At 45.3% G+C, this 15,579-nt stretch carries 4 protein-coding genes; 3 read left to right on the top strand and 1 reads right to left on the bottom strand.

All coding sequences use genetic code 11. The annotated features are described in order from the left end of the window. Nucleotides 1-207: 207 nt before the first annotated feature. From LNL84_RS06740 to LNL84_RS06730, 3 genes are read left to right on the top strand one after another with little or no spacing between them, the layout of a single operon-like run. Nucleotides 208-1,827, top strand: coding sequence for an ABC transporter transmembrane domain-containing protein (locus tag LNL84_RS06740; protein ID WP_244356149.1), 1,620 nt, complete (start codon nt 208-210; stop codon nt 1,825-1,827). Then, a complete protein-coding gene (locus LNL84_RS06735; protein WP_244356147.1) occupies nt 1,820-3,910 on the top strand; it encodes an ABC transporter transmembrane domain-containing protein in 2,091 nt (696 codons plus the stop codon). The genes LNL84_RS06740 and LNL84_RS06735 overlap by 8 nt, the downstream gene beginning before the upstream one ends. Next, the gene (locus LNL84_RS06730; protein WP_244356144.1) at nt 3,903-5,198 is read left to right on the top strand and encodes an HlyD family type I secretion periplasmic adaptor subunit; all 1,296 of its coding nucleotides are present in this window, start codon (nt 3,903-3,905) and stop codon (nt 5,196-5,198) included. Before LNL84_RS06735 ends, LNL84_RS06730 begins: the two co-directional genes overlap by 8 nt. Nucleotides 5,199-5,291: 93 nt before the next feature. Here LNL84_RS06730 and LNL84_RS06725 read toward each other — a convergent pair whose 3' ends face one another. After that, nucleotides 5,292-15,386 (bottom strand): VCBS domain-containing protein, encoded by a 10,095-nt coding sequence (locus tag LNL84_RS06725; protein ID WP_244356142.1) that lies wholly within the window; start codon nt 15,384-15,386, stop codon nt 5,292-5,294. Nucleotides 15,387-15,579: the final 193 nt, after the last annotated feature.

Raw genomic sequence — 15,579 nt, 5'->3', positions numbered from 1 at the left:
ATTCGAATTAAGTCTAATTAAATAAGGCAAGCATTTTTGCCAACAGCGACATAATGCGAAATACACATGACAGCATGGTTACAAATAGTTAACACAATTATGAATTGACACCCAACATCACCATAAGGATATTTCTTCGGTTACTGTTTGAAAAATCGTGTTTTTTGTCCGAATATTTACAGATACCCAGACGACTATGAGATAAGTATGAGCACAATGTTTACAGCTGCTACTCTGGCAATAAGAAAAGTGGCACTACCTTCGCTTTTAATCAATGTTCTCTCTCTGGCCGTCCCGCTCACCGTTTTACAGATATACGATCGGATAATTCCCAATCAAAGTTACGGCACCGCCACTTTGCTTCTCTTTGGAGCGACAGTTGCCGTCTTATTAGATTCTTTTTTACGTTATGTTCGCAGTTGGCTACTCGCAGCTAGTTCAAGCCAAATAGAGCAGCAGCGTTATGAACAAATCATTACAACACTAAGTAGTGCACCTTCTCGCCAAATAACTAAGTTACGCGTAGGGGGTGTTCAGTCTGGATTGGACGCGGTGGCTAAGGTGAAAGATATCTATTCCGGCAGTTTAATGTCAGGCCTTATAGATTTCCCTTTTGCACTATTATTTCTTTTTCTTATTTACTACGTAGGTGGTGAGCTGGTCTTTGTGCCGATTGCAGTATGGGTGGTCACAGCGCTAGTTGTCTGGTTTAGTTCGGCCAAAGCGACAGAAAGAACCGAGCAAAGTGCAAAACTTGAAAGCAATAGGATCGGTTTCCTTTTAGGTATGACACGACACCTACTGGGTATTAAGAGGCAAGCCGGTGAATACAAGACATACACTGCGTTTAAAAAGCTAAATCAACAACATCGGCTCAATCTGGCCGACGAGGAGGCAAAGCAGAGTTTTGCACAGGAATGTATTTACCTCGCATCGTTAGGTACTTCTGTCGCTATCGTTATTATTGGTTCTCTGTATGTACTGGACGGCGATTTAACCACAGGTGGATTAGCCGCGTGTTCTATTTTGGCTGGCCGCGCGGTAGCACCACTTAGCGCAATAGTGTCGCTGCGATTAAGATACGGATCTATGCAATCTTCGCTGCATGCAGTTAATCAGTTGCTGGAATTAACACCTGAAAAGCAACCCGATATAAACCAACTGACCCCGCTGACTAGCTTTGAGCTCATCGATGTAGAATTTGAACGATTCGGTAACACTTACCAGGTTAATGGAAGTCTAGCTACACAGTCGCTTAACCTGATAACTGCTGTCCCTAACGAGTCCGCGTGTCATTTCTTAACGATTTTATCGGGACTCGCGCCAACAACCTCAGGAGACATTAAGGTCAATGGCATCACTGTGGATCATAATCAACTTAGAGCTCTTGGCTCCTATACCGCATCTAAAGCGACGATATTGCAAGGCTCTATTCTCGACAACCTATGTGGTTTTCAGCCTTCCATTGCTCAGAATGCTCTAACGTTTGCAAAAAAGTTAGGTCTTTATCAGGTACTGACGCAACTCCCTGATGGCCTCGAGACTAAAATAGGCGATATGCAAGCCATTCCTTTGAGCCAGAGTAGCGTAAGGATGATTACATTGTGTCACGCACTTGCACTAGATAATGACCTATTAGTCATAGATAAGCCTGAGTTAGATTTGGATATAGATTCATGGCCGAAACTTGCTGAGGTACTGATCAATCAAACATGCAATGGAAAAACAGTGGTTATCGTCTCGCATAATCCCGTTTTTGTCGATCTCTGTACCCATCAATTGACGATCGAAAAGGCTGAAGAACATAAGGAACATGCTCATGACTAAGTTAGCGGTCTCAGCACTCGACTCTTTAAGAGCACTAGACGTTAACAGCAATGTTGATATCTTTGCGCATCAATGGGTTAAACAGCATGGTATTGCTGACCTCGATGATTATTTTACCTTGCTCGATAGGCTCAACATTCCTTACCACCTCGAAACCTTACCAGACCAGGTAATCAAAAGCGAACACAGGGTCATTGTCGTTGCTAGCCCCCAAACCATCGCAATTTATCGGCACAATGGACACTATTTTGAGAAATACGAATCAGGTTCTGGATTTGTTCAAAGCGATGAACCCTTCTACATAGATGCCAAATCTGTCGCAATTGTATTAGAAAATGTTCCGGCTGAAAGGCCTGACCCTGACTGGGTTGGTTCTCGATTATTTGCGTTCAAAGCCGTCATCCCAAAACTACTGCTCGCCTCTTTCTTTGCCAATCTATTTGCTCTTTCCATACCGTTCATCACTATGTCGATCTATGATCATGTTATCGGTGGCGACGCCGGTCACGAATTGAACGGCATTGCGATCGGTGCGATATTGCTTTTTACCATGCTTTGGATTTTAAGGGTTGTACGCAATCAAACGCTCACCAGTGTTTCAAGTCGAATCAGCCGCGAAATTTCGAATGCTCTTGTTAAAAAACTACTGACAAACAGTTACCACGTCACTAAAAATACCCCCCGCTCTTTACAGATTAATCAACTCTCTTTTGGCGATCGCATCAGTGGGGTTTTGACTGGGACACTTGGCAATACGCTTTTCGACCTTCCTTTCGTATTGTTGTTTCTTATCGCCATAGGCTTTCTTGGTGGCTGGCTTGTAATAGTGCCGATTATTTCGTTAACACTGTATTATCTAATTGCTAGCCGAAGTATCAAAAAATCGGTCATCCGAGCAAACCAGTCGACAATCGCGGGCACCAACCGCCAAACTATGATTGCAGAATTGTCATCAAATTTGGGCTACTTAAGGACGAGCAAAGCCTATTCAGGTTGGCAAGAACGCTTTAACAAAGCCAATCAACTCGCTACAAAAAATGGGTTCCTTCAAGCGTCACATCAAGCTAAATTCACTTCGGTCTATTATTTGATTGGCGTACTTTCTACCCTAGCTGTCATTGGCTTAGGTATTGAGTTAATTTTCCAAAATGTTATGACCCCTGGTGGCTTAATCGCCACAATGATGCTCATATCCAGAGTCACAGGGCCTGCACAAACGCTCTCAAACAGTGCATTGAGACTACAACAATTAAATCAGACACAATCGCAAATCAACCGAACATTGACTATCAATAGCGAAGAAACGTTCCGCTTTCAGCATCACGATCTGGCTGAGCATGCACCAACCATTGAACTTGACCAAATTACGTTACGTTACCCAAATCAAAGCAAACCGGCCCTAAGTGCCATTAATGCTGTCATCGAGGCTGGAGATATCATAGCGATTACTGGCCCTTCAAATAGCGGTAAGACTAGCCTAATACAAACACTTGCGTGCTTGCAGCCTGTTCAAAATGGTACGGTAAATATCAATGGTATCAACCTTAGCCAGTATGCTCCTGTGCTATTCCGAAATTGGCTGTTTTATCAAGCTGCACACCCAGAAGTATTGCTATTTGATATTCGTAGTTGGTTCTCAGATAACAGTTCCATTTCTGATGCAGAAATTGTCAAAGCTATTGATAAAGTCGGAGGACGTGCATGGTTTGACTCTCTAGAAAATGGGCTGGACTGCAAGCTCAGCGAATTATGGCCTCAAAACAGCTATGATTTATTGTCCAACTATGAGGCGAAAATGCTTATTTCAGCTAAGGCAGTGGCGTGCCAGTACCCTCTCTACCTGTTTGACTGCCCTGTGCACGATTCATCACCAGAATCCATTCAATGGTTTTCTGATTTTTTGCTGTCACGTAAAGGAGCATCGACCATTATATACACCTCTCAAGATCCTAATATTATCAAGCTTGCAAACAAAGTAATGGTGTTAGACCAGGGCAGTGTCGCTTACTTTGGTCCATTCGGTGATGAGCCGCAAGCTGCAAGCAAAGAGTTTCAACAGCAGGAGGTACCTTCTAATGAGTAACACTGTTTATGGGGAAGTCATCGAATCTCAACGTACAAGGCGCCTGTTAAACATAACCACCTGGGTTATTGCGCTCTGTGTTGTCTCTTTTCTTGTTTGGTCTGTTGTAACTAATGTAGACGAAATCGCAAAAACTCAGGGGACTGTGATCCCTGAGGGAGAACGACAAATCATTCAAAGTGATATTGGCGGAAAAATAAAGAGTATTTCAGTTGAAGAAGGTGAACTTGTCGAAGCTGGACAAACTTTGGTTGAGTTTGATGCGACTTTTCAAACCACTGCACTAGATGAGCTCAACGCACAACGCGCATCTCTTGAGCTGAGTATTGAAAGACTCTCATCACTCATCGATGAAAGAGAACCTGACTTTACACAGTATGAGAATGACTACCCCGAACTGGTTTCTCAGCAACGAGCGCAGCGTAGTGCCCAAGTCGCCCTTTACTATCAAAAGCGTATTGTTTTAGAAAAAGAAGCAGAACAGCTTAAAGAGCAACTACGAAGTTTAGACAACTCAATACCCGCTTCCGAAAGACAACTAGCGGCTTCTCGTCAGGAACTGTCTATCCTCCAAAAAGGCCAAAAGACGGGCAATATCTCAAGAATTCGAGTATTAGAGATGCAACAAAAAGTCGCCTCGATTGAACAACAAATCGAAGAGTCCCGTGGTAAACGCGCATTGATTTTGAAACAAGAAGACTCTAACAATGAAAAGATCTCCCAATTGTTGGCTGAATCTAAAGTAGAAGTTGCCGACCAGCGCTCAAAGGCAGCATCAGAATTGTCGGCATTAAAAGCTCGCGTTCGCTCAGGTGAAGCCAAACTATCCAATACAGTTATCACCTCTCCGGTTAAAGGCCTGATCCAGAGCATTCCCAGTACGGTCGCAGGTGCTGTTATTCAACCAGGTGGCACCATTGTTGAGATCGTCCCCATTGGTGGTAAAGCCGATTTTAAAGCAAAACTGTCACCACGTGACATTGGCTTTGTTAACGAAGGTCAATCAGCTCGGGTAAAAATTGATGCGTATGATTACAGTCGTTTCGGCGCTCTAACTGGCAAAGTTGAATCGATTTCTCCAACCACGACCAAGGATGAGAAAGGCAACATATTTTATGAGGTTACGATTTCAGTTGAAAAGCCATACTTTCGTGACAATCCAGAAAAGTTTGCCATTTTGCCCGGTATGACTGGAGAGGCAGATATCACCACAGGTGAGAAAACAGTTTTCCAATACCTTTGGAAACCGATTTTCACCAATATCAGTGTGGCCTTCGGCGAGCGTTAGCGTCATGTTTGTATTGTTTTAGATTCGAATTCAATCAACACAATAAAACGGCCAGTTATCTTCAACTGGCCGTTTTCTCACTATCAATAGTATCTAGGTCTGGGTATCATCTGGTAGCGTTGGATCATCGTTGTGATGATGGCTATCTTCTTTGTCAGTATTGAGTTCATCCTGTTCACTTCCCGTCAGTAAACCATCCCCTTGACTGATGTCACCTCCTGAAGCCAATGCGCTTGCTTCTTCATCACTTTGATTAAACACAACATCGATGTCATCTGGCAGTGCCTCGTTGCTAGAATGAACACCAGATTCTGTTTCGAGTCCGAGTTTATCTAAATAACTGCTAGCGCCTTGATTTTCATGGGACTGAGCATCCACCTGTTGTGAATCTTCTGCAGCAGAAATACCCAGTTCAGCCAAAATAGTTAAAGAATGCTCACCTATATCATGTACGTCGTCATTTAATACGTCATCAGCTTGCGTGACTGGAGGGGGTGGCGGTGGTGATGCAGGATGAGAGGCAATGGGTGTGACGGTCATATCCAACACTTCAGAGCCTAGAGTCAACTTACCACTGTGCCCTGGTCCGTGGCTAAGAATACTGACTCTGACATGCAATAACACATCATCTTGATGTGAACCTTGTAGGGCAATTTCAAAGTGGTCTTCATGCACACCGACATTTTGCGCAGAGCCGTGTGGTCCTGTATGTGTGTCAGCATGCTCTTGATAACTTAGGTGCCCAGTTTGAGGATCTATGGTCAACGTGCCCCATTGACTGGTGTACGAGGTCTGGTAATGACCATTGACATGGATCTTCCAGCCTTGTTGTGCAGCTGGAACTGGTGTTTGCGAAGGCATCATTGTCGGAATACCAAGCGATGCGCTGATGTGATGACTTCCTGAAGGTGCTGTGACAACAATAGGCTCCGGCTTCGCTCCTGCTGCCATGTTCAGGTTAGAATTTACATTGCCGTGTTCATCGGTCATGACCGCTCTGACAATAGTATTGGGGGCAACTTCAAGCTCAATTCCGTGACTAAGCGAGTTAGCATCAAGCACATGATCAACACCATTTATATTTATGTGCTCGCCTACCGTTGCGTCGGCTGCAGCATGAACTGTGGCGGTAATGGTACCGGGAGCACCTCTGGCAATTTCCGCTTTACTGTAAGCATGGTCACTGCCAGCATCTTCAAATGTAATGGTGGGCCTACCTACATGAGTATCAACGCCATAGTGATGAGCGGCAAAGGCTGTCGCTGTGTTGCCCGCGGCATCTGAACTGTGTAATGTAGCCGTTATCGATGAAAAAGACTGTAATTGGCTACCTGGGACATCGATCGAAAAATGCCCATGACTGTCTACTTTACCGCTGTGCTGGCGACCTCCTACTGAAACAGTCACCTCATCACCAACGTGGAAATCTCCCGTTACCGCTCCGGTTACCGCTAGCATGCTTTGTGATTCATGAGCATTAATAACATCGTCTGCTGTAACACTATCAATTGACACGCTGGCAACTGGAGCCTGAGTATCTACAGTAACGGGCAATAGCGCTGACACAACAGGCGCCACATCGGACGGCGCTAATGCCATGGCGGTCAAATTGTGTACGCCGTCAGCAAGTGAACTAACATCAATATGAAATGCTCCTGACGCATCGGAAAAGCCACTACCTATTTTTTGTTTTCCTTCATAAATATCGACTTGGGAGAAGGGAACGACAGTATGTCCGGTGATCGTCGGTGTCTGATCTCTGGTAACGTCATCAGTTTGAGACAACCCAGTATCGCTCGAACTTTGCAAATCGATGGTCACACTGTTTTGTGGTCCACTTGACTGTAATTGAGTAGGTAAAGACGAAGAAACATGAGGCGTTGTATTTACAGTCGTTGCCGCTAAAGGGCTTCCACCATGAGTACTAGGCACTGAGACCTGTCCATCGACTGAGAAAGTAATAAACAGATTCGACTTTGCGCCATGTGCGTCTGTTACCGACACTTCAAATATATCTTTACCTGAATATGAACCGGAACTTGCGTCATACTTCATGCCCTGGATGGAGCCATTCAGAATGTATCGATATGCGCCTGAATCGGGGTCAACCATCAATTGACCAAATTGTCCTCCTGAGATAGTCGCCTGATAGCTATGAGTATCTCCCAAATCTACATCCGTTTCCGACAGTGTCCCTGTGGTGGGTGTAATAGGTGTAACATGGATCTGCGGTGCATCATTAATCGATGTAATGGTCAACTGTGCATGTTGTTCCGCCGAATCACTGTGTCCATCATTGGCAGTATAAGCGAAAGTCGCAGAGCCATTGTAGTTCGCTAGAGGCCTAAAGATAAGGTTACTAATTTCTGTTTTACCTATGACTTGGCCGTCAACAACAACATGACCGTTAAGTATCAGATGGCCATGCTGCGCTTCAGGAGTATGCGTAATGGTAATAGAGTTTAATGGATCCGAATCGGTATCCTGATAGCCGAAGTCAGTTTGGGAAATTACGAGATCTGTATCCTCATCGAAAGTGGCACTTAGTGTATTAACCTGAGGACGGTGGTTGGCATCGACAGTAATCGTCAGCCATTGCTGGGCACTGTGTGCGCGACTGTCAGTGGTATCAATTACACGATAGAGCATCGCTGGAGCTTGACCGGTAAAGCCCGGTACAGGATCAAAACTATAGTCACCATTGGCGCTAATCGATAGCGTACCGACATTTGCGATAGTATGAGATTGACCCGCATTTAGCGTGTGATAACCGCCGCCTTGCTGATATTGAATATCACTGAGAACAAGATGCGCGTTGTCATCGGGATCGCTCGCTCCAACCAACAAATTGCCTGTGACAGGCCCACCGTATTGAACTCCTCTGGGGCTAAAGCTATTTACGCTAGGTTTGTCACTGGTTCCAATAATCTCAATCAATGCATGTTGATTTGAAGTGTGAATATTCGCCCCGCTCCCTTCCTGGAGCTGATATTTCACGTAAATACTTTGCTTCACACCATTGGCTAAATGATTGTAGTTGGGATTGGAAGCATCAACTTGCATGGTATGACCATCGGAAGCTAAAACAAAGCCTGCTGGTAATGTTTGGCTGTAATGAACACCGTCTAATGAATACTGCAAATCATTAATTGCGCTTCCTTGGATACCTGCAAACAGATCAAGATCCTGCTGTCTATCTCCTTCATGAACCGTTAACGTCGCAAGGTCATCGTGACCGTGAACTCTCACCTCAATTGTTTTGGTAGCGGTGCCGTCAGGAGATTGAATCGTAAAACGCTCTGTTACGATTTGCCCTGCTTGCAATGCATTGGTTGAAGCAAGTTGATTGTCCAGTGAATAGGTCCAGTCACCATTCGCATCAAGAGACAAATTCCCATAAGTACCAGACAAAGAACTAAGCGACGTGAAGAGGCTCTCCCCGCTATCAGCATCGCTTAATTGCAAATGACCTGACAACGTCGATTGTACTGCGTCTTCAGTAAGCGTACCTACAATTGAGGACGTTTTTTGTCCATCAATAATTGCGCCGTCATTACTACCGTGAACATCAATAATTACTGTTTGAGACACTGGAGTACCAGAACTGTCTAGCGCTGAAATAACGAAGGTATCTTTTACAACAGCCCCTTGGACAAGGCGGTCAACAACTGGATCGCCATCATTAAGTTGATAAACCCAATGACCGTTTTGATCGACTGTCAAATGCCCATAAGCACCCGTTTGCGAACCAACACGCCAGGTTATGCTGTCACCAACATCAGGATCAATTGTGGCTAAGTCACCTTGTACACTGGCTTGGCCCACGGCGCTTCCATGTGTGTCGATCCCCTGTTCTATCACGTTGCCAGTACTGTCACCATGAATGGTTGGGAGATCGTTGACCGCTTGAAGTGAGACGGAGGCATGTGCTGAAGTGCTCCCGCCATGACGATCAATAACGTCATAGCTAAACTGAACAACGCCGTTGTAATCTTGATTCGGTGTAAAGGTGAACGATCCATCTTGATTGGTGGTCACCGTGCCATGATCGGCGCTCAGGTTCGCAACGCGCAGCCAACCACGGTCGTTGTTGTCAACATGCGTCGCGTTCGCTAACAAGTCAGCTGGTGTTAAACGAATCGGCGTGTCTTCCGTTCCTGCAGTTAATGTGACATCTGCGGTCACTGTAGGGTTGTCATTGTGACCATGCACTACCACCGCCACTCTTTTCGTTACCTGGCTTCCATCGCTGGACACGGCCTCAACATTAAAATATTCCCACTTCTCGTCGCCCGCTCCTAGCTCAGTCGCTTTGCTTTGATCAACGTCATAATGCCATTGCCCAGCCGTATCGACATGGAACGTACCATAACTGCCCGAGACTCCAGATGTCGGTGTTGCGGTCCAATGCACCTGATCGTGAATGTCGGTATCATGAGCATTTAACTGACCACTAACAGTGGCGCTCGTCTTAGCATTTTCAGTCACATGCCCTAGTTCGCTTGTTGAATCAATCACCACGCCATCTTCGGTGCCTTTAACCTCAACATGAATAGGAAATTCTGTGCCATCATTTGCTATCAGCTTAATGGTTTCTTGTAAGGACTCGCCTGCTTTGAGCCCCTGAACATCACTATTTTTGTTATCGCCTATGTAACTCCAAGAATGTTCGCCTTGATGCGGCCCACTGGTAATGGTGTGGAACTGAAATTTGCCATACGGTGTCGTAACATCAAGATCGCTCCCTAAGTTCCAAGTGTACTGATGACCAGAAAATTCAACTGTTAATTGGTTATTAGAACTATCAACATCGGTTATTTGCAGAGCTTGCCAATCAACAGCATCCATTATGTTTACATGCGTAGACATATGTGTGCCGACATCTTCAGTCGCGACACCATGGTTAACACCTGAAATTATCGTGTGATCATCAGTGCCATCAACCCATACTTCCACTCGCTGAGTTGACGTTGAGCCATCGGTCGAGGTCGCCGTGATGTTAAACCCTTCAACGAAACGTTGACCCTGACCAAGTACATTTGCTTTGGCAGGATCAAGGTCATAGTGCCAGTGGCCATCTGCATCGACATGTAAAGACCCGTATTTACCAGCACTGTCTCCAGCAGCAAAGGTGACCGAGTCTTTACTGTCAGCATCATGAGCTAACAACATTCCTGACACCGAATTTTTGACATCTTCGGTTACGCTGCCTAGTGGTGCAGTTTGGGCATTCGGAGTATCGATAATAACCCGGTCATCGGTACCTTGAATGTTTGCGGTCAACGGAAGCTTGGTCCCATCAGCGGTAACTAATATGATGGTATCAGTTAAAGATTCCCCATGACTTAAGCCTTGAATTTCAGACTGTGAATTGTCAGCGGTATAGGCCCATTTAACGTGACCATCGGTACTTTGGGTAAGATGGAACGTACCGTGGCTACTGATTAGGTCCATAGCAAAGTCTGAAGGAACAGTATGAGTGACACCGTTCACCTGAGTTTGTATAACTTTTGCTTCTGCAGCTGAATCGCTATCTTGTATATCTAGGTTGAGCCAGCCCGTCCATAACTCTGAGCTATTGGCAGCTCGAGTATGGTCTTCAGTCACCGAGCCAGTGCTAGGAGAAGTAAGTGTTGCCGCATCGTTAACCGCTGCTAGTGTTGTTGTTGCCCCAGTATGCGTAACACCACCATGTGCATCTTGTACATCATAAGTGAAGTAAACCTGACCGTTGTAATCCGCATCTGGTGTAAAGATGTAGGTGCCGTCATGGTTATCTAGAACAGACCCATGATCGGCATAAAGATTCGTAATCGTCAGTTTGCCTATGTCATTGGTATCTACATCTATTGTGTTTGCCAATAGCTCAGTTGCAGTGATGGTTTGAGCAAGATCTTCTTTACCGCTGTTGAGTTGCACCTCACCAGAACAATACGGGCGGTCGTTATCGCCATGAATGGTGACAACAATATCGTGTGTGGTGCCATCTAGCGATTTAACGGTGACAGTATCGGTCAATGATTCCCCTTTACCTAGGTGATCAATTAGTCTGCCGGTAGGGTCTTGTCCAATGGAAGCAAAGTAACTCCAGTCTCCGTTACTTTGAAGTATGACACGACCATGAGTGCCGTAATAAACGCCGGTTTGGGCATGGCTTTCACCAGTATCAGCATCAACTATCGATAGGTGGCCATCGGTATGGATTTCATCGTTCCACAATTTCCCAATGTTGCCGTGCATATGGTCAGGTGAACGATCATCAACACTGCCAACAGACATACTGCCGTCTGGTGCGGTATAGCCATGTCCTTCATGTACATCGCCAGTATCAACACCTGTTATAACTGCCGCATCTCCAACTGCATCAAAATGAAGTGTATTGATAGCCTCTTGAGAGTCTGTATGTCCATCATTCACAGTAAACTTAAATTGAACATCGCCATTAAAGTCTGGTGCTGGGACAAACTGAAGCTTACTAATGTCTGAGGCTAGAATGCGCTGCCCCGCTGCAATATCGTGTCCATCGAAGACAAACTTCCCTTGTGTTGCTGGTGGTAGGCCTGTGATGGCTATTGAATGCAGTGTGTCGCCAGTGTCGATATCATGGAACCCAAATAGACTGGCTTGCATTTGGTAAAGGGTATCCTCAGTACCGTTGCTCAGTGCTACTTGGGTCACTGTAGGTGTGTCATTGGTACCGATAACGTCAATGTGTAACTCGTGTGCCGTTCCATCATAGCTATGCACACGGTAGACAACGGTTTCAGTTTGCCCCTCGGCAAGGTGTTGCAAATTGGCGTTATTAACGCTGTATCCCCAATTGCCCATGCTATCAATTCGTAGCATACCACCAAACGGGTCGTGAACAGCCGTTTCACCAAACTGGCTGTATTGGAATTTGTCCTCACCACTATCAGGATCCACAACTTGTAGTCTTCCATTTGCGAGTTCAGTTATAACGCCTGCATTGTGTCTACTATGTGACCCATCTTCAGTGACGTGGTCAGTTGTCACTTCTGAAATAATGGCGCCGTCTGGGGTAGCAGTGAGAGTGATAGAAGCTCCGGTATGTGTGCTCCCGCCATGCGCATCTGTGACGTCGTAGTTAAAATGAACTTGCCCGTTGTAGTCTTTTTCTGGTGTAAAAGAAAAGGTGCCATCCGGGTTAATATGGACTGCCCCATGATCTACCGATAAATTTGCAACGCTCAATTGTCCGCTATCGTTGGTATCCACATCCGTTGCATTTGCCAGCAACTGTGCGGTCGTAATCGTCATTCGCGTGTCTTCAACGCCAGGAGCAAGTAACACAGCCTGACTGATCAATGGCGCGTCATTTGTGCCATGAATCGTAACCTCAATGGTATGCTCTGTACCGTCAGTTGAATGAATCACCACACGGTCAACTAAGGTTTCACCGTCGCCCAGAGCTTGGATATTCGGTTTGGTGGTGTCTATGACGTATTCCCACCCACCGCTTTTATCGATACTTAATTTACCACCTAACTGGCTATGGTAAGGTGCCCACTCAGGGTGAGGCGCAACAGAAATAAAGCTTCTGAAACCAAACTGGCCCTCGCCAGCATCTGGATCGGTAATAGTTAATTTCCCGGTGGTATGAATCATATTGGCTAAATATGACACCGGCGAATAAGTATCACGATCCTCTGTCACATCGCCTTTATCTACCCCCGCGATCACCGCTGCATCAGTTGCACCTTGAATAGTGATATCTATCGCCTGCTCCGTGCCATCTGCGCTGTGTACTAGGATCTTTTCATGTAACTCTGCACCTGGAAGCAGCGCCTGCACTGCAGCTTGTTGATTATCTGCGGTATAAGTCCAGTGCCCCTGATTGTTAATACTCAACAACCCATACTGCCCGTGAATATTTTCAGCGCGAAACTGGCTCTCTCCAGTATCAAGATCGTTCACTGTCAGTTGCCCGTCTGCTCGCAATTGGCCCGAGTATAAGTCTTTATCCTCGGTTAACCTGGCGGTTGCAGTGCCTGAAATGATCGCTTTGTCGTCAGTGCCATTAATTGTGACGGAAATTTTCTGCTCGGTACCATCGATACTATGCACCAACATCGTATCGGTCACTGATTCTCCAGATTTCAATCCCTGGATAGTGGGCTGTGCATTATTGGTAATATATGACCAATGGCCATGATCATTAATGGTTAGAACACCATACTGACCTTGAAGTGATTCCGCGTTGAACCGTGCCTGACCACTGTCGGAATCGGAAATACTAAGGGAACCATCAACGCGTAAGTCACCATGTTGTACTTGTGATGGGCTTGGTTGAGCGCTAAAAAACATAAATCGGCTGTGCACGTTATTGTCTTCGGTAAGGCTGGCAGTCGATACACCCGAAATTACAGCCTGATCATCAGTACCATGTATGTCGACTGTGATTGTTTTCTCTGTACCGTCAACACTGTGTACCAACAGAGTTTCAGTCACGGTTTCACCCGATTTTAGCGATTGGATTGCAGCTTGTGAGTTATCTGCGACATAAGTCCAATGGCCTAGATTATTTATCGTTAAGGTGCCAAATTGACCTTGCAGAGATTGTGCATTGAACTGAGACTGCCCACTATCTGCATCGCTAATCGTTAACGCACCATCAACCCGCATCTGTCCTGAGTGAATATTTTTATCTTCCACCAGGCTCGCGGTAGAAGTGCCACCGAATGTTGGCACATCGTTGGTCCCTACTATAGTAATTTGGATTTGATGGGTACTGCCATCGGCCGATTGAACCATGAGTGTTTCATTTGCCGTCGACTTATCCCCAAGAGCCTGCACGGTAGAATTTGCATTATCAAGTTCATAAGCCCAGCGACCATCCTGTTCAATATGCAGCGTGCCAAAAGCCCCAATAATATCGCCACTGAGAAAGTGAGCTTGATTTAAGTCAGCGTCGACTACCGTCAATTGACCTGATGCGACTTTCGAAGCGGGCACATTTTCTATCACTTGGCCTGAATCCACACCAGAAATCATGGCGTTGTCATTATCGCCATTAATAGCAATCACTATCTGTTGTGGCGTATGATCGGCGGTGTGAATGGTAAACGTTTCTGTTAATGACTCCCCAGACAGTAACTGCTGAACAGAAGGGAGCGCGTTATTAACATTAAATTGCCAATGGCCCTGTTCATCTATCGTTAACTGACCAAACTGGCCCTGTAGTGTCTCCGAAATGATGTGAGATTCGCCACTGTCAATGTCAGAAACCTTTACCAGCCCGACAACAGTAAGTAACCCCGAGCTTGCTACGTTTTTGTCTTCCGTCACACTACCAATGACACCCCCTGATACGTTTGGAATATCATTAGTACCTGTAATATCAATACTAAGTTGGCTGTTGATTTGATTGCCTAGCTCATCAGTAACCACAATTGGAATGATGAGCTTTTCGTGTTGCCCTTCTTGTAAATGCTGATAATGCGGGTTTGAAGCGTCAAAGGAATAGTGTCCATCATCATGGAGAATAAAACCTTCAACATTTTTACTAGCTGTATAGTGCAGAGTTTCGTTTACGTTGCGATCTGTCGCATGTAACTGTCCATTTAAAACGCCATCATCCTCAACCGCAGAAATGGTTCTGGCAGCCATTTGAGGTGCGTAATCGACGGGTTGTTTTATTAAAGAATTGGAAATGTCTGCTTTATGTTGAATATCACGAATAGACGCTGATAACTCTTTTGTTGCCACTGAAAATTGAGTGTTATGTTGCTCAGTTTGATCGACCAAATGTGGATTAATATGCGTCGATAACGGGTAATGGTGCAATTCCAATCGATGACTCGGTAGAGCATGATGATGTGGTTCTTGCTGAGCTTTGGATGAGCCTTGTTCATTATTGGCATTCGTCGCACTGACAACTTGTTGAGCTAAAGCCTCTTGCGTCGATTTATCTACGGCATTCACATCATCGTTAACGTTTTTACTTTGACTAATATCCCCCTCATAGGAAGATGTAGCATGGCTTGGCGTAGACAAGCTTGGCAATATCAACATCAGCGAGGCTGGTATACCCACCTCGTACTTGAGGCTTGAATATAGGCGACGGGATTTTCTTTTGTTCTTTTGTTCCTGCTTCTTGCTCGTTGGTTTCGCTGTTTCTTTTACGGCAAACTTTTTGATCTTACCAACTGGCGATTTTTTATCCGTCATCCCATCTACCTTGCTAACCAATTACACTGGTATAAGTTAAGGATATAAATAGGAATTTAGCGAATTTTTAAGGGTAATTTAACCCCAAAATTTTGCACGAATAGGTGGTATTACTTTGTATGTTTTGAGCGCTCTCAAAATACTTATTTCTTTCCCGTCCTCTCTGGGTGAGATAATGGAGGAAAAATGACAA

Origin of the sequence: Vibrio gelatinilyticus (genome assembly GCF_022836845.1) — a bacterium.
Lineage (GTDB): Bacteria > Pseudomonadota > Gammaproteobacteria > Enterobacterales > Vibrionaceae > Vibrio > Vibrio gelatinilyticus.
Note: the sequence above shows the minus strand (reverse complement) of the source record. Positions and strands in the feature narration are given on the sequence as shown.